Origin of the sequence: Tahibacter sp., from assembly GCF_032229445.1 — a bacterium.
In the GTDB taxonomy this organism is placed as follows: domain Bacteria; phylum Pseudomonadota; class Gammaproteobacteria; order Xanthomonadales; family Rhodanobacteraceae; genus Tahibacter.
Genome location: NZ_JAVTWC010000033.1, coordinates 1 through 16,157, shown reverse-complemented (window position 1 = coordinate 16,157; position 16,157 = coordinate 1). Strand labels below are relative to the sequence as shown.

At 68.0% G+C, this 16,157-nt stretch carries 11 protein-coding genes; 4 read left to right on the top strand and 7 right to left on the bottom strand.

The genetic code is table 11. The annotated features are described in order from the left end of the window. Positions 1-812 (top strand): S8 family serine peptidase (locus tag RUU78_RS07375; RefSeq protein WP_313915155.1); only part of this gene is annotated, 812 nt, incomplete at its 5' end. A gap of 4 nt (positions 813-816) precedes the next feature. Here the strand turns inward: RUU78_RS07375 and RUU78_RS07370 are convergent. From RUU78_RS07370 to RUU78_RS07350, 5 genes are all read right to left on the bottom strand, one after another. After that, positions 817-1,683, bottom strand: a complete 867-nt coding sequence (locus tag RUU78_RS07370) for an aldo/keto reductase (RefSeq protein WP_313915153.1) — start codon at positions 1,681-1,683, stop codon at positions 817-819. Positions 1,684-1,702: 19 nt separating this feature from the next. After that, on the bottom strand, positions 1,703-2,773 hold the full coding sequence (locus RUU78_RS07365; RefSeq protein WP_313915151.1) for a hypothetical protein: 1,071 nt from the start codon (positions 2,771-2,773) through the stop codon (positions 1,703-1,705). 112 nt (positions 2,774-2,885) lie between these two features. Next, entirely contained in the window at positions 2,886-4,190 is a 1,305-nt protein-coding gene (locus RUU78_RS07360) for a hypothetical protein (RefSeq protein ID WP_313915150.1), read from the bottom strand. Further along, positions 4,187-4,705, bottom strand: coding sequence for an RNA polymerase sigma factor (locus RUU78_RS07355; protein ID WP_313915148.1), 519 nt, complete (start codon positions 4,703-4,705; stop codon positions 4,187-4,189). The genes RUU78_RS07360 and RUU78_RS07355 overlap by 4 nt, the downstream gene beginning before the upstream one ends. 314 nt (positions 4,706-5,019) lie before the next feature. Beyond that, a complete protein-coding gene (locus RUU78_RS07350) occupies positions 5,020-6,906 on the bottom strand; it encodes an ABC transporter ATP-binding protein (RefSeq protein WP_313915146.1) in 1,887 nt (628 codons plus the stop codon). A gap of 435 nt (positions 6,907-7,341) precedes the next feature. Here RUU78_RS07350 and RUU78_RS07345 point away from each other — a divergent pair, with 435 nt between their 5' ends. Both RUU78_RS07345 and RUU78_RS07340 read left to right on the top strand, forming a co-directional pair. Further along, positions 7,342-8,856 (top strand): PQQ-binding-like beta-propeller repeat protein, encoded by a 1,515-nt coding sequence (locus RUU78_RS07345; RefSeq protein ID WP_313915144.1) that lies wholly within the window; start codon positions 7,342-7,344, stop codon positions 8,854-8,856. Between the two features lie 125 nt (positions 8,857-8,981). Beyond that, on the top strand, positions 8,982-9,860 hold the full coding sequence (locus RUU78_RS07340) for a DMT family transporter (RefSeq protein WP_313915142.1): 879 nt from the start codon (positions 8,982-8,984) through the stop codon (positions 9,858-9,860). 209 nt (positions 9,861-10,069) lie between these two features. On the opposite strand, the gene RUU78_RS07335 is transcribed toward RUU78_RS07340, so the two are convergent. Next, positions 10,070-10,900, bottom strand: a complete 831-nt coding sequence (locus RUU78_RS07335; protein ID WP_313915140.1) for a hypothetical protein — start codon at positions 10,898-10,900, stop codon at positions 10,070-10,072. A 397-nt stretch (positions 10,901-11,297) separates the two neighbouring features. Then, positions 11,298-12,914, bottom strand: coding sequence for a hypothetical protein (locus tag RUU78_RS07330; RefSeq protein ID WP_313915138.1), 1,617 nt, complete (start codon positions 12,912-12,914; stop codon positions 11,298-11,300). Positions 12,915-13,234: 320 nt separating this feature from the next. Here RUU78_RS07330 and RUU78_RS07325 point away from each other — a divergent pair, with 320 nt between their 5' ends. After that, entirely contained in the window at positions 13,235-15,946 is a 2,712-nt protein-coding gene (locus RUU78_RS07325) for a winged helix-turn-helix domain-containing protein (protein ID WP_313915136.1), read from the top strand. The last annotated feature ends 211 nt before the right edge of the window (positions 15,947-16,157 follow it).

Genomic DNA, 16,157 nt, shown 5'->3' with positions numbered 1-16,157 from the left:
ATACCGGCGTGGGGCCGCATCGCGACCTGGCCCTCCATGGGCAGCAGCCCCAGGGCTGCTGCACCGTAACCGGTCTGCCGTCGGGACGTTTCGCCGATGAATCCGGACACGGCACGCACGTGGCCGGCGTGATCGGTGGCAACGGCGCGCTGAAGTCGCTCGCGCCGGGCGTGACGCTGCGCGCGTACCGCGTGTTCGGCGAAGCCGCGAGCGGCGCGACCAACTACGCGATCCTCAAGGCGATGATGCAGGCCGCGCGGGACGGGTGCGACATCATCAACCTCAGCATCGGTGGTGGGCCGCCCGACCCGGGCGTGGCCGAGGCGATACAGGACGCGCGCAACCACGGCATGCTCGTCATCATCGCCGCCGGCAACGACGGCAAGCCCTTCGTGAGTTTTCCGGCGGCGCACGAGAATGCGATCGCCGTCGCCGCGCTCGGCCGCCGCGGTACGTTTCCGGCCCAGTCCGCGGCCGCGACCGCGGTTCGCGCCACGCCCGCGTCGACGCTCGACGCGAACGAATTCGTCGCCGCGTTCTCGAACACCGGCGAGCGCATCGACGTGATCGCACCCGGGGTCGGCATTGTCTCGACACTGCCGGGCAACCGCTACGGCGCGCTGAGCGGCACGTCGATGGCAGCGCCCGTGGTGGCCGGCGTAGCCGCCTGCCTGTTGTCGCAGGATCGCGCGCTGTTCGCGCAGCCGCGCGATCGCGCGCGCTCGGATGCGCTGGAACGGAAACTGTTTGCGAGCTGCGTGAAGCGCGGCTTCGGCGACGCGTTCGAAGGCAAGGGCCTGCCCTGCGCCTAGCGTGCTACAGCAGCGCGTCGATCGCCGCAGCGTCCGGCGCGTCCAGTTCGAACGCGAGCACCTCGATGCTCTCGCGCAGATGGGCCTCGGAGGTCGTGCCGGTCAGCGGCACCACGTCGCGCTGCACGAGGTAGCGGAACAGGATCTGCGCCGGCGTGCGCGCATACGCCGCGGCCAGGCCAAGTACCGTCGTGTCACATAGCAGGTGCGGATTCGCGCTCAGGGTCCAGAAGCTCTGGTAGGCCAGTCCGTGCTCACGGCAGAACGAACGGATGGTCTTGTCGTAGCCGGTCTGCGCGTAGAAGCGGTTCTGCACGATGGACGGCTTGATGCGCGCCTCGCGCCAGAGCCGCTGCAACTCGGCCGGGTCGTAACAGTTGCTGATCCCGATGAGGCCGACGTGGCCGCTGTCGACCAGGGTTTCCATCGCGCCCCAGACTTCGCGCTGGCCGGCGCGCTCGCGTAGCGGCGAATGCAACAGCAATGCGGCCAGGTGCTCGCGGCCGAGGTTGCGCTGCGATACAGCGAAGGATTGCGTCACCTGCTGTGCGAGCGGCGCGTTTGCGTCGTAGGGAAGGCGTGCCGGATCTTGTCCGGCGAGCGGCGTGAACTTGGTCTGCAGATACAGCGCATCGCTCGATGTCGCTGCCACGGCAGCGCGCGCAGCGGCGGAGGCGGCGATCCCGGCGCCGACGCCGGCTTCGTCGTAGTGCTTGGGCTGGCAGGCCGTGTCGATGCCGGCGAAGCCGGCGGCCAGCGCGCGCTCGACCCAGGTCGCGGTCTGCGCCTTCTTCCAGGCCGTGCCGTAGAGGATGCGCGGCATGCGCACACCGTCGCGCAGCAGCCTATGGGTCGCGTCGCAGCGTTTCATGCCGTGCCCGGCCGCATGGCTATTCGAGCCCGTCGATGAAGATCGTATCGGGGCCGACATCAGTGCGTGCGCACTCATAGGTTTCGGCGATGCGTGGGCCAGTGTCGATGACGTGGAAATCGGCTGGTAGCACGTCCTGCGCGCCAGGCGTCTGGTCGAACAGGCGCGAGCCGATGCCGAGTTCGTCCCAGTCATGCGTCGTATAGCGATCGCTTTCCGCGGTCAGCGCGATGTTGCCGCCGTCGGCGAGCACGATGCCGTAGCGCTGCATCGTGCGCAGCAGCACCTGCGCGGCTGGCGAGTAGCCAGCGAACGGAAAGTCCGTGCGCAGGCGCAGGCGGGCGCCGTAGGGCACGCTGGCGGCGGGTCCGGAAGGACCGCCGGCATGCGTCGCAGGCCTGACGTACAACTTGCCTTCGTCGCCGCCCAGCGAGAGGTCGCTGGCCATGCGCGGATTCGGCAGGATGAAGCGCAGCGCGTGGCCGAGATCGCCGTCGACCTGCATCGCCGCATGGACGTCATCGGCGTTGAACAGCAGCGGTGCGATCGGGAAGCCGGCGGCATCGGCGCTGGTGCAATGGTCACCGCGACCCTGGCCCGGATAGACCGCGGTCAGATGCCACTTGACCAGGCACTGCGCTTCGAGCGCGTTCGCGCCGCTCTGCGTGACGTGATATGCCTCGTACAAGGTACTGCCCTGGACCACGAGCAGGTGGCAGTCCTCGTTTTCGTTGTCGCAGGTCAGCCCGGTCGTGCTCTCGATCGCCGCATTCGCCGGCACCGGCATGCTCGAACCCAGCGGTTCGCAGTCGGGGCTGTAATAGTCGTCGTAGGGATAGTCGACGATGGTCCGTGTCGGACTGCCCGCGGGTGCATGCACCACGTGCATGCCGAAATCGATCTGCATGCGGCCGAAGCCGAAGCCGCCGAGGCCGGTCAGCGTCGAGATCATGCTCGCCGATTGCGGATGCAGCGGCGCGGTGGCGATGTTGCGGTTCCATACTGCGCCGGGCGGAAAGCGCGGCTGTGGTTCGGCGCTGGCGCACAGCGTCATCGACAGCAGCGCGGCGGCGAGCGGCAGGCATTTCATCGTGCAATCCCCGGTCACGAGTTCTGCCGGTCGGCCCGGCCGCGCCGATTGTGCGCCCGCTGCCGCGCCGGTTGTGTGCGGGCGGCAGCGTTCGGCGTTTCCGGCCGGGGTTTCAGGCCGCGTCGCGTGCGCGCAGGGTGTCGTCGTCGCTGGCGATGGCGGCCTCGGCCACGCGGGTGCTGCGCTCCAGCGTGGCCAGGCTCAGCGCCTCCACCGCCGCGGAGGCAAAGGCATCGCGTCGCCGCTGCCTGCGCAGGAACAGCAGCGTGATTGCGACCGCAACGACGGCACCCAGGCCCAGCCTCAGCGCGAGTCCCAGCGACTGCCACAGATCGACCGCGCCGAACGCGAGGCCGAACACCTGCAGCAGTGCGGCAACCAGCAGCGGCGATGCGATGACGTAGGCCTGCAACAGCACGCGCCGTGCGCGCACCACGCTGTGAAGGTGTTCGCCCCAGCCGCGCACGTCGTCCCTATCGGGCACCAGGCGGCCGAGCGCCACGCGATGCCGCACGCTCGCGATCAGCCAGACGATGGCGCATACGTGCAGCAGCACGCCGGGCAGCAGGGCGCTTGCCTGGCCGCCGTGCGCTGCGTTGAAGCTGCCGCTGAGCACGATCAGCACCGAGACCAGCCACAGTCCGAGGCTGACGCGCCGTTGCCGTCCAGCGCGCGCGGTTTCCAGGGGCTCGACGAGCCGCTCTGAGCGTGAACCCAGCGCGCGCTGCGCGCCGTTTTCGCTGACCGCGCGCTCGAAGCGCAGCCGGCTCTCGACCTGTTCGCTCGCGCGCTGGAACGTGGGCCCGGCGAGGTCGTCGAGAAAGCGACGCAGCGCCGCTGCGTTCGGGAAGCGTCGCGCGATCGCCTGCGAAGCCACCTCGAGGATCGCGATGACGGCCACGCCGGCCAGCGCCGAGAGCGGCAACACACTGGGATGTATCCAGTCCAGCAGATCGATGTCCCACAGCCCCTTGACGACGACCATGACGATCAGCCACCAGATCAGCGGCGAAACGTAGACGACCGCGCGCACGAGCTGCAGGCGGCGCTGCAGCAGGGTGTCCAGCGTCCCACGAAGTTCCACCACCGGCGCGCTGTAGTCGATGCGCTTCACCGCAAGCCACTGTCGGGCATCGACGATGAAATGCACGAGCAGCAGGCCGAGCAGCGGCAACGCGGCGAGCAGGTACGGCCACTCGCTGCCGTGACGCAGCGCGAACAGGGCGAGCAGGCCGATGCCGGCCGCACCCGTCAGCAGTTGCAGCAGCAGGCCGCCACGGTGCCGGCCCAGCGTCGATCGCGTGCGCGCGGTCTGCAGGCCGCGCACGGCGTTCAGATCGAGCGTCAGCTGTGCGTCGAGTTCGCGGCCCTGTGCCGACCAGCGGTCCTTGAGACGATCCAGATCCAGCGTATTCACGGGCTTTCCTCCGCCGCGGCGTAGTCGCGCTGCAGCTTCTGCTTGATGCGGTTGATGCGGGTCGCGACGTTGGTCGCGCTCAAGCCAACGAGCGAGGCCATCTCCTCCTGCGAATACCCTTCGAGGTAAAGCAGGATCAGCGCGCGGTTGACCTCGTCCAGGCGTGCGATCAGCTGATGCAGCGCGCGCAGGTCGTCGCCCTCCACGTCGAGCACGCGGTCGGCGGCGGCGAGGTCCATGCCGAAGTCCTCGATCGGCAGCGCGTCGCGGATGCGCCGGCTTTCGCCGCGGAAGAACGAGATCGCGACATTGATCGCGATGCGCTGCATCCAGCCGGCGAATGCGGCGCCGCGATCGAAGCGCGGCCACGCCCGCCACAGTTCGATGAGGATTTCCTGGATCAGGTCGCCGCGGTCCTCGCGCCGGCGGCAGTAGGCATTGGCGACCTTGTACAGGATCGTCTTGTGCAGCTGCAGTTGCGCGAGAAACGCGTCGTCGCGGTGCGTGGGGCTCATGGACTCGGATGATCGGGACGGGGCCGGACTGGCTCCCGCCAGCTTATTCGCCGTGGCGTGTGGAAATGTCACAGCGGCACCCGTGAAATGTTTGCCGGCGGCAGCGCCGCCGCACCGGGCAGGCGTGCGTCGTCGGCCGCGGCGACAGAAAGGGATATGTGCATGACGGCGATTCCGGAGTAGGGAGGGGCGAGCGCGGGGCTCGGTCTACCTATTCGCCGCGGCGCGTGGATTTGTCACGGCGCGCGCCCTCTCAGGGATCGTTGCGGATTCCTGCGGCGGGTTCGGCGATCGCGGTCAGGCGACGTTGCCGCTCACCGATACCCCGCCGCCTGCAGTTCGAACAGCTCCGCATAGCGCCCGCCCTGGGCCATGAGCTGCTCGTGCGTGCCGCTGGCTTCGACCTTGCCGTCGGCCAGGACGAGGATGCGGTCGGCCATACGCACGCTGGAGAACCGGTGCGAGATCAGCACGGCCGTGCGCTGGTCGGAGAGTTCCTTGAAGCGCTGGAACACTTCGAACTCGGCGCGCGCATCGAGGGCGGCGGTGGGTTCGTCGAGGATCATGACCTGGGCGTCGCGCATGTAGGCGCGCGCGATCGCGATCTTCTGCCACTGGCCGCCGGAGAGGTCGACGCCGTTCTTGAAGCGCCGGCCGATCAGCTGGTCGTAGCCGTCGGGCAGGGCATCGATGACCTGGTCGGCGAGCGCGCGTCGCGCGGCTTCACGCACGCGTTCGCGGTCGTGCATCGCGTCGATCTGGCCGACGCCGATGTTCTCGCCGGCAGTCAGGTGATAGCGCACGAAGTCCTGGAAGATCACGCCGATGCTCGCGCGCAGCGCGTCGATGTCGTAGTCGCGCAGATCGATGCCGTCGAGCAGGATGCGGCCTTCGTCGGGGTCGTACAGGCGCGCGAGCAGCTTGACCAGCGTGGTCTTGCCGGCGCCGTTCTCGCCGACCAGGGCCAGCACTTCGCCAGCGTGCAGTTCGAAGCTGAGTCCGCGCAGCGCCCAGCGCTGTGCATCGGGATAGCGGAAGCCGACGTTGTCGAAAACGAAGCCCTGTCGGATCGGCTGCGGCACCGCCTGCGGGTTCGCCGGCGAGGCGATCTCGGGCTTGATCTCGAAGAACGAGAACAGGTCGTCGAGATACAGCGCCTGCCCCGCGACCTGGGAAAAGCCGACGAGCAGGCCTTCGAGCAGCTGGCGCAGGCGGCGGAAGCTGCCGGCGAGAAAGGTCAGGTCGCCGATGCTGAAATCGCCCTTGATCGTGCGCCAGGCGATGTAGGCGTAGGCCACGTAGTAGCCCAGCGTGCCGAGCGCGGCGAGCAGCGTGCCCCAGAACGCGCGCCGCCGGGCGAGAGCGCGGTTGGCCTCGAACAGGCGCGAGGCCAGGTCGCGATAGCGCGCAATAAGGTATTTGTGGAGATTAAAAATCTTGACTTCTTTTGCCGTCTCCACGCTCGCGCCCATCTGGCGCACGTATTCGAGCTGGCGCCGCTCCGGCGTCCAGGCGTAGTTGAGCGAATAACCCAGCGCATTGAAGTGGGCCTCGCCGATGAAGGCCGGCACCAGTGCGACGGCCAGCAGCAGGATCAGCCAGGGCGCGTAGACGAGCAGGCCGATGCCGAAGCTGACCACGGTGATCGCGTCCTGCACCTGGTCGAACAGCTGGCTCATGAGGTTCATGCGACCCATGGTCTGGCGTCGCGCGCGGTCGAGCTTGTCCTGCAGGTCGGGATCCTCGAAGTCCTCGAGGTCCAGCGTCGCGGCGTGCTCCATGAGGCGCACGCTGGTGGCGTTGGTGAACAGTTCCGACAGCAGGCCGTCGCCGTAGCTGATCAGTCGGCCGAGCAGGTCCGAGCCGATGGCGAGGCCGAATTCCAGCAACAGCAAGGTCAGCAGCGTGTCGAGCGTGCCGGCGCGCCAGGCGGCGTCCAGCGAATCGAGGACTACGCCGCTGCCGGCGACCCGCACCGCCTCGTCGATGATGAGCTTGCCGACATACAGCAACGCGATCGGCACGAATGCCCGCAGCAGGCGCAACAGCAGGCTGAGTGTGGTCAGTGGCGGACTCGTCGCCCAGATCTGGCGCAGGAACGGCGGCAGGTTGCGCAGCGCGTCGAAGCGCTCGCGCAGGCTGGGCTTGCCCGCGGGGCCGGCAGCAGTTCCGCCGGGCGTGGTCTCAGTCGTCTCGGGCATGGGCGGCTCGCGCGGGCAGTGAGGCAATCCTTGGCAGCGCGGCACGGCATTGCCGCTCCCGGCCGCACGCCGCGTGCTCGCGAGTATGCACACGGCGCGTCGAGATCCGGTGTGTGCGGTGATGCCGGGTTGTCGAGCCTGTCCGCTGCGCCGCGCCTGTTGCGGTGATCGACTGCGGCGTGGCGCTTCTCCGGCAGAGACGGCCGCGATCTGCAGCAATCACGGCAGAGCCGCCGTCAGCGTGGGCGCCTCACGTCGACCTATCAGTCTTCTGGCGTTCGCCCCGCAGGCGCGCCGCGGCGAGCGCGTGATTTTCGCAAACTGGCCGTGTCCTTGAGCACGCGGTGAGGCGCGCGACGGCGCATTAGTCTGTTCTCGGGAGAAGCCGCCGCGACCGCGCCGGCCGGCCGCAGAAAATAGCGAGGAGAGACGATCATGCCCGGCATGTCATCGAAGGCACGCGTGCGCCTGCTCGGCGCGGCAACGACGATCGAGCGCGTGGTTCGGTTGCTGCCGATCGCCGCGCTGTGGCTGGCGCCAGTGTCGGCCACGGCCGCCGACGCGGCGCGCGACCCGGCCGAAGGACTCTGGTGGGGCACGGCCGGTTCCGTGCGCGAGAAAGTCGAGGTTGGCCTCAACATCACGCGCGGCGCCGACGGCAAGCTCACGCTGCGCTTGACCCAGCCCATATCGAACTATTTCGACGTGGATCCGGGCGGTGAGGTGAAGCGCGACGGCGATCGCGTCGTGCACGAGGGACTTGCGCTGTCGTTGCGGCTGGATGGCGAGCGTCTGAGCGGAACGTATCCGGGGCCGAACAGCGCGGCCACGTTCGCGCGCGCGAAGCGGCTGCCGGTCGAACAACCACCGCCGGCCTTGTCGCAGGGGCCGGCGCCGCGCTGGGAGACGCGTCTGGGCGGACAGGCCTATGCCTCGCCGGTCGTGGCCGACGGCGTGGCCTACATCGGCACGACCGGCGGCGTCGTCAATGCGATCGACACGCGCGACGGCAAGTCGCTATGGACCTTCAGTGCCGGTGCGCCGATCTTCGCGAGCGTCGCGCTGGCCGCCGACGCGGTCTATGCGGTCGCCGACAACGGTGTTCTTTATCGGCTGGACCGCAGCGACGGCAAGCAGCGCTGGCGCTATGCGCTCGGCGACGGTGATGTCGCGCGCGTGCTGCCGCATCCACTGGTCTACGACTGGGACTGGCAGGGCGCACAGCCACTCGTGTTCGGCGACACGGTCTACGTCGGTGCCGGCGATGGCGGCTTCCATGCGGTCGCCGCCGACAGCGGCCAGCGCCGCTGGCGCTTCGATACGCGCGGCGCCATCCGCAACGCCGCGGCCGTCGCAGACGATCGCCTGTATGTCGCCAGCACCGATCACTTCGTCTATGCGCTGGACCGCGCGAGTGGGCGCGAACTGTGGCGCAACGACACCGGCGCGGCGCTCGACGCCGTGCCGGTCGTGCACGACGGCCGCGTGCTCGTGGGCAATCGCGGTGCCGGCCTGCTGTCGCTGGACGCCGCCAGCGGCGAGACGAAGTGGCGCCTGTATTTCTGGGGATCGTGGGTCGAATCCACGCCGGTCGTGCGCGATGGCGTGATCTACATCGGCTCCTCGGACCTGCGTCGGGTCAGCGCGATCGATCCGGCCGACGGCCATGTGCTATGGCGCAGCGACGTCTACGGCTGGACCTGGGGCACGCCTCTGGTCACCGACAAATACCTTTACGTCGGTGCCGCCCGCGGCACGCCGTATTTCGTCAGGCATGCGGCGAGCTTCAGCGTGCTCGATCGCAAGACCGGCCGTCACGTCGCGCGCCGTCCGCTGGCCGATACCGGAGGGCACCAGTGGGGCATCGCCGGATCACCGGTGCTGGCCGGCGACACGGTCGTGGTCGCGACGATCGCCGGTTCGCTGCTTGGGTTCCCGCTGCTGCCGTAGCGCGCGGTGCATGCTTCGATGACGTCGCGTAGCATGCGTCGCGCGTGCGCTCGCGACCTCATGCAGCGGCGCGCGCCGCGCGGAGCTGGCATGCTCGCCGCTTCGTCCACACAGACCGGTGCCGCTTGCCTGTTTCCGCGCATTCCCGCGCATTGCTTCAGATTCATTTCTGCGTGCTGCTGTGGGGCCTCACGGCCATACTCGGCAAGCTGATCAGCCTGCCGGCGACGGCGCTGGTCTGGTGGCGCATGCTGCTGGTCAGCGTCACCGTGCTGCTGCTGCCGCGCGTGTGGCGCAGCCTGCGCGCGCTGCCTTGGCGCCTCATTGCGATCTATGCCGGCATCGGCTGCGTGGTCGCGCTGCACTGGCTGACGTTCTACGGTGCGATCAAGCTCGCCAACGCGTCGGTCGCGGTGATCGCGATGGCGCTGTGCCCGATCTTCCTCGCCGTAGTCGAACCGTGGATCGCGCAGCGCGCGTTCGACTGGCGCGAACTCGGCCTTGGCCTATTCGTGGTGCCGGGCGTGCTGCTCGTGGTCGGCGGCACGCCGCCGGGCATGCAGCTCGGCCTGGCCGTCGGCGTGCTGTCGGCGTTCCTCGCCTCGACCTTCTCGGCGCTCAACAAACGCTACGTGCAGCAGGCCGACGCGCTCAGCGTGACCGCGGTGGAACTGGGTGCCGGCACGCTGCTGCTGACGCTGTGCGCGCCGTTGCTGCCGCACGACGGCGCGCTGTTTCCGCTGCCCGGCATGCGCGACGCGGTGCTGCTCGTGGTGCTGGCATACGGCTGCACCTTGCTGCCGTTCGCGCTGTCGCTGGTCGCGCTGCGCCAGATCAGCGCGTTCACGGCGCAGCTCGCGATCAACCTGGAACCGGTCTATGCGATCGCGATTGCCGCCGTGCTGTTCGGCGAACAGAGCCAGCTCGGTGCAGCGTTCTATTTCGGCGTCACCATGATCGTCGCCGCTGTGATCGTGCATCCGCTGCTGGTGCGCCGGTCGTGAGCGGGTCCTGAGTCGGCCAATCGCGCTCCCGGGCCCACGGCTGCGTGTGTTGGCAGCTTGTCGAGATTCGCCTCATCAGCGAAGTGGTTGGCACAATCGTCGCGCTAGCCTGCCGTTTTCGGAACGACGACAGGGGCGTGACCGCACGTCAGGTGGGTGAAGGCCTCCGCCAGGCCTCCAGCCAGGTCGTTGCGAGAAAGTGGGGGCGTTCACCGCACCTGCTTGCAGTTTTCCAACCAGGCGACTTTCTTGAAGTCGTCATAGCGATAGAAGGTGCCGGTCAAGGTGACGCGCTGTTTCTCGCGCAGCGTCAGCACCGTGGCGAGCTGATTGGGCCGGAAAAGACAGGCCAGGCCAACGCGGAAATTGGCCTGGCCGGGCAAGGGGCTCAGCGCGCGGTTGCGCATCTCGGGAATCTCGAACGACACGTTGTAGTCGTCGCCGTCCTGCTGGATGTAGTCGATCTTGCCGCTGAGCGTGTACGTGCGTCCTTTGTGGCGTGCATTCAGGGCGACGGCATTGGCTTTGGCTTCATTGGCAATCTCCATCGAAAACACGAAAGCGTCTTTCTGCGCCGAGAATTCGGCGTTCTGCGCCTTGCTCCCCTGAGTCGCCGCGAGCCGGCCGGCTTCGCCGCCCTGCGCCTTTGCCAGCAGTTCGCACAGATAGCGCTTGATGTCTTCCTGCTTGGCCAGCACGCCCTTGTCGATCTTTATCATCATGTCGATCCGGGTCGACGTGCCCTTGCCGGTAACGGAGACCAGCGTCGGAATTGCGCGCGTGGTCGCGGTCGCGCGTTGCTCCACCAGCAGCGTGCCGCCCTCGGGGTCCTCGGTGATCACGTCCATCTTTTCCGCAATCATGATCCCGCGCAATTGATTCAGTGCATCGGTAGTGCCGAGGTTGTCGACCGTGATCGTGCTCGTGTACTGCGTACCGCTGAACGCGCTGCCGCTTTTGGCGAAATTGGCTTCGCATGTGCCGGCAGCAGACGCTTGTGTGTCAGCCGCGGCAACGGCGCACACGATCAGCATCAGCATCGAACGCACAGCGAAAGGGTGCCGCGACGAAGCGGCGTTGAGGCAACGGGGCGATGTCGGCTGGGCAGGGGAGATACGGCGCATGGCGGAATCCTTGATGGTGCAGGCAGGACGAAGGGCTTGGCCCGTTCGCGTTGCGCCGGAAGCCAATGACAAGCCGATTCCGCCTCGCGTGCCAAGCGCCCGAAGGCGGGACTGTGTGGATCAGCAGAGGGTTCGCATAAGGTGCGTCGCGATCACTTGCATAGCGCAGCCCGCCGCAAGCCTGGAGGGGTCGGCAGATGACCGCACTGGGCTCGCGGCACTGCTGTACAAAACTCGAAGGCCGCGACGATTCCTGTCGCGCCGAGGCGTGCGTCCGTGCCCGCCGCGGCCTTCGAAAGCGAAATCGACGGGACTACTCGAAGTCCGTCCTGAAGATGCGATCGGATGTCCTTGCGGTCAGCAGCACGTCGCCGTAGTTGGGCACGCTGGCGTTGATCAGGACGGTGCCGTCGGCACCGACCCACAGGTCGCGGCCACGGCTGTGGTCGGAGCCGCCGTTGGCGATGTCGAAATCCGAGACGGTGGTCTGCACCGTACCCGTGGTGGTCGCCATCGGGATAGCCTGGCCCGGCGCGAGAATTTTGCGCGGCGCGCGGCCGACTTCCAGCAGCCACAGCGCATAGGTATCGCCGGGATCGGTGCGCGCTTCGAGCAGCAGGTCGCCGTTGCTCATCACGGCGCTGGCACCGAAGCTGCGCCAGGTGCGGTTCAGTTCGGGGCCGTACTCGCCGGTCAGGCCGATCAGCGCGAGCAGTTGCGGACGCTGGCCGGCCCGCACGCGCCAGAAGCCGGTCGGCGTGCTGTCGGTGGTGTTTACGCTGGCGCTGAAGGCCGCATAGCCGCCGCTGGTGCTCAGTGACGTGGTGTCGAAGTTGCGCCAGGTCGCGTCGGCCCAGTTCGGGCCGTAGTAGCCGGATGCGTCGGCGAAGGCCATCGGGCGGTTGTTGGTGCCGTCGTTCCAGAACAGGCCGTATTCGCTGTTCGCCGCGTTGGTGCGGCGGAAGTAGCTGAAGAAATAAAACTGCCCCGGAAGGCCAGGATACGGCGCTTCCATCGACGTGGTGAACGTTGCCGTCGCGATGCCGATGGACGGTCCCTTGGCGCCGGTCTGGCCGTTCACCGCGATCACGCGCGGCGCGCCGTTGCAGATTTCCCAGATACCGGCGCGCGAGCCGCTCGCGTTGAATACGCCGTAGACGCGGCCGGCCGCGGTCACGGCAAGGTTGCCGTCGATCGAGTACGGCGTCTGGAACGAATCGCCTGCGATCAGTCCAGGTGCCAGCGCGGTCTCGGTCGCGCCGATGCGCAGGCAGGGTACGTTGCCCTGTCCGGCGACATGCTTGACGATACCGCGGCTGCTGCCGCCGGTCGGGCTCTTCAGGCTGACGTCCATGAGGATGCCGCCGCCGTTGAGCGAGCGTGCGACCGCGAAGCCCGAATCGTTCGGGAAATCCCAGCCCGTGCCCAGGCCCGGACCCAGCGGACCGTCGGTCAGCGTGCGTGCGGCCTCGACATTGCGTGCGGTATCCCAGCGCCACACGCCATACGTCGCCGTCGCGGTGTTGCCGGCTTCGCCGGCGCGGCCGGAGAAGGCGCGCTGTCCGTCGGGTGCCGCAGCGCCGTTGCCGGTGTAGACGTTCAGGAATACGTGGGCGGCTTCGCTGCCACTGCGGCCCGGGCCGCGGCTCGTGCTGACACCGAGCTCGGTCATGCGCGCGAACGCGCCTTGCTGATAGGCCCAGTAGCCGGCGAGGTTGCCGGGGCTGGAGATACGGAAGCCGACCTGGTCGCGGCCGATGTCGCCGAGGATGCTGTCGGCGATGCCGCGGCCGGTGCCATCGGGCAGGCCGGCGCTGATGACACGGCCGTCTTCGCCGGCGACGACGGTCCAGTTGATGGTCTGCGCGCTGGTCAGCGGCGCGTGGAGGATGGCCACGGCGAGGGCGGCGGCGAGTTTCCGGTTCAGCATGTGCGTGTTCCTCATTACGGGCTTTTCCCTGTGCAGGCGCCCGTCGGGCCGTGCCGGCCGCGGTACGGCTGCGCAAGTGGGGCGCATGCTAGTGTTCACGACGACATTCGTAGGCACGGACGGATAACGCCGTGGTAACGGATGGGTAACGGCGCGGACCGCGGCCACTTCGGTACGCTCCGCCGCCGGGTTTTGCCCCGGGCCGTCCCACCGTCAAACCTCTCCAGGCCCTGGCAGTGCGATGGGCTTACCGCCTTCCCGGTCGGGCCAGCGCACCGGCGATTGGGGGATTTCACCGCCTTGCCGCGCCTTTGAAACGCATGAACACACCATCAGATATCCCCGAACGCCACTCGTACTGCTACCGCTTCGGCACGGCCGAATTCGACGAGGCGCGCTTCGAGCTGCGCGTCGCCGGCTTGCCGGTCGAGGTCGAGCGGCGCGCGCTCGAAGTGCTCGCCTATCTGCTGCGCCACGCTGGCGAGGTGGTGACCAAGGAAGAACTGCTGCGCGAGGTCTGGGCCGGCCGCATCACCGTCGACAAGGTGCTGCCCAACGCGGTCAACAAGCTGCGCCGCGCGCTCGGCGAGGCCAATGCCGAGCGCCTGCTGACCCAGGCCCGTGTCGGCTATCGCCTGGACGGCGCGATCGAGCGCATCGCCGTGGGCCGCCGCCTGTCCAGCCGGCTCGAACTTGCTGCTGGCCAGGCCGTGCCGGGGCGAGACAATTTCCTGCTGCGCCGTCAGCTTGGCAGCAATCGCGGCAGCGAGGTCTGGCTGGCCGAGCACGCCAAGACGCGCGAGAAGCGGGTCTACAAGTTCGGCACCGACGGCGACCGGCTGCGGTCGCTCAAGCGCGAGGCGACGCTGTCGCGCGTGCTGCAGGAAAGCCTCGACGACCGCTCCCACTTCGTCGACATCATCGACTGGAATTTCGAGAACCCGCCGTTTTTCCTCGAATGCCATTTCGGCGGCCAGAGCCTGCTCGAGTGGTCCGAGAGCGGGCTGGCGCCGCTGGGCCAGGAGGAACGCGTCGCGCTGTTCCTGCAGGTCGCCGACGCGGTTGCCGCGGCCCACGGCGTCGGTGTGCTGCACAAGGACCTCAAACCCGCCAACGTGCTGATCGCCGCCGAGGAACACGGCTGCCACATCCGCCTGACCGATTTCGGCAGCGGCCGCCTGCTCGATCCGGAGCGGTTGGAAACGCTGGGCATCACCCAGCTCGGCCTGACCGTGACGCAGAGCATCGCGACGGATTCATCGGCCGGCACGCCGCTGTACGTGGCGCCGGAAGTCTTCGCCGGACATGCCCCTACGGTGCAGAGCGACGTGTTCGCGCTCGGCATCCTGCTGTACCAGCTGCTGGCCGGGCACCTCACCAAGCCCATGGTCTCGGGCTGGGAGCAGGATGTCCCTGACGAATTGCTGCGCGAGGACATCCGCCTGGCGACCGACGGCAATCCCGAACGCCGTCTGGCCAGCGTCGCCGAATTCGCCGCACGCCTGCGTGATCGCGAGCATCGCCGCGTGCAGGCCGCGCAGGCACTGCACCTCGACGAACTGTCGCGCAGCGCGCGCGAAGCGCTCGCCCGCAGCCGCGCTCGGCGGCCGTATCTGATCGCATTGGTCGGAGCACTCGTTGCCGGCGTCCTCGTCGTGTCGGGCCTCTACCAGACTGCTGTGCGCGCGCGCAACGCGGCGCAGCAGGAGCTCGACCGCGCCACCGCGATCAACCGCTTTCTCAACGAAGACCTGATCGGCCGCTCCAATCCGCTGGTCGTCGCGAAGGGGCAGAGCGCCTCGCTGAAGGACGTGCTACTTGGCGCGCGCGACCGCGTGTCGAAGCGCTTCGGCGCGCAGCCGCTGACCGAGGCCTCGATCCGCACCAGCCTTGCGACGCTGTTCAACATGCTGGAGCTGCTGCCCGAAGCCGAAGCCGAGGCGCGCCAGGCCCTGGCCCTGTACGAAAGCGCCGCCGGCGCGGGCAGCCGCGATGCGCTCAAGGCGCGCACGCTGCTCACGCGGCTGCTGACGCGCACCTCGAAGTTCGACGAGTCGCTCGAACAACTCACGACGCTGGACGGTCTCACGGCCGGCACGTCGGATCCCTATGCGACCTACCTCGTCGCCTCAGCCTGGGGCATCTATCACATGAACCGGGCCGAATACGCCAAGGCGCTGCCGCACTACCGCACGGCGATCCCGCTGCTGCGCCAGGCGGAGCCCGACAATGTGACCCAGCGCGACTCGATGCGCATGGACCTCATCAACGCGCTGACCCAGACCGGCAAGCCCGCCGAGGCGCGCGCCGAGGGGCAGGATCTGATCGCCGAGATCGGCGCGCGCGGCGACGACAACGGCCTCGTTGCCGCGTTCGCCAGGGCAGCGGTCGCGCGCACCTATACGCTCGAGGGCGATCTTGTGCGCGCCGAGTCCGAACTGGTCGAGGCGCAGAAGACCATCGTCACGCTGCTCGGCGCCGAGCACACGCGCAACCTCATGGTGCTCAGCGACCTGTTCGACATCGCCTCGCAGCGCAGCGACTGGCCCAAGGCGCTGGACTACGCCCAGCGCGTGCACGAAGGCTTCCGCGCCAAGTTCGGCGAAGCGCACAACACCAGCTCGCTCACCGCGATCAACTGGGGCCAGGTGCTGTTCGAGAGCGGCAACGCCAAGGACGCGGAGGTCCGCATGCGCCCGGCGTATGACAGGCTCACTGCGCAGTTCGGTGAAAAAAATCCACAAAGCCAGACTGCGGCCTACTGGCTCGCGGCGATCACGCTGGAACTCGGAAACCTCGACGAAGCAGGCCGCCTGATCGCCATGCTCGATCCGACCGCACTCGAAGCCGCCGGCGCCGACGGCAAATGGACGCTGCGCGTCGATGCCTTGCGCGGCGTGCTGCTGGCGCGGCGCGGTGATTCCGCGGCGGCAAAGCCGCTGCTCGAAACGGCGGTTGGCGGGCTTGCGGAAGGCAGCAATGCAAAGAGCCGCGTCTATGCGAATGCCAAGCGGGCGCTGGAAGCGTGGTAGCGGCTATTGATGTGATGCCCAGGAACCTCTGAACAACTCGATATCTGCTTTTGATTCCGGGGTTGTGGAGATCTGGTGCCGAGTACAAAAGCGATGGTGCCAGGACTTGTTCAGAGGCTTCCTAAGTGTTCCGGCTGTCCGGCTGGACCGATCGATCTAGCAGGCTGTTGAGAAACCCCTCCGCTCATGCACAATCATAGGCTCCATCAAT

Excerpts from the sequence above, each read along its gene's own strand:
- RUU78_RS07330 (WP_313915138.1), bottom strand. The coding sequence starts at position 12,914 with ATGCTGAACCGGAAACTCGCCGCCGCCCTCGCCGTGGCCATCCTCCAC.
- RUU78_RS07345 (WP_313915144.1), top strand. The coding sequence starts at position 7,342 with ATGCCCGGCATGTCATCGAAGGCACGCGTGCGCCTGCTCGGCGCGGCA.
- RUU78_RS07335 (WP_313915140.1), bottom strand. The coding sequence starts at position 10,900 with ATGCTGATGCTGATCGTGTGCGCCGTTGCCGCGGCTGACACACAAGCG.
- RUU78_RS07350 (WP_313915146.1), bottom strand. The coding sequence starts at position 6,906 with ATGCCCGAGACGACTGAGACCACGCCCGGCGGAACTGCTGCCGGCCCC.
- RUU78_RS07365 (WP_313915151.1), bottom strand. The coding sequence starts at position 2,773 with ATGAAATGCCTGCCGCTCGCCGCCGCGCTGCTGTCGATGACGCTGTGC.
- RUU78_RS07325 (WP_313915136.1), top strand. The coding sequence starts at position 13,235 with ATGAACACACCATCAGATATCCCCGAACGCCACTCGTACTGCTACCGC.
- RUU78_RS07370 (WP_313915153.1), bottom strand. The coding sequence starts at position 1,683 with ATGAAACGCTGCGACGCGACCCATAGGCTGCTGCGCGACGGTGTGCGC.
- RUU78_RS07355 (WP_313915148.1), bottom strand. The coding sequence starts at position 4,705 with ATGAGCCCCACGCACCGCGACGACGCGTTTCTCGCGCAACTGCAGCTG.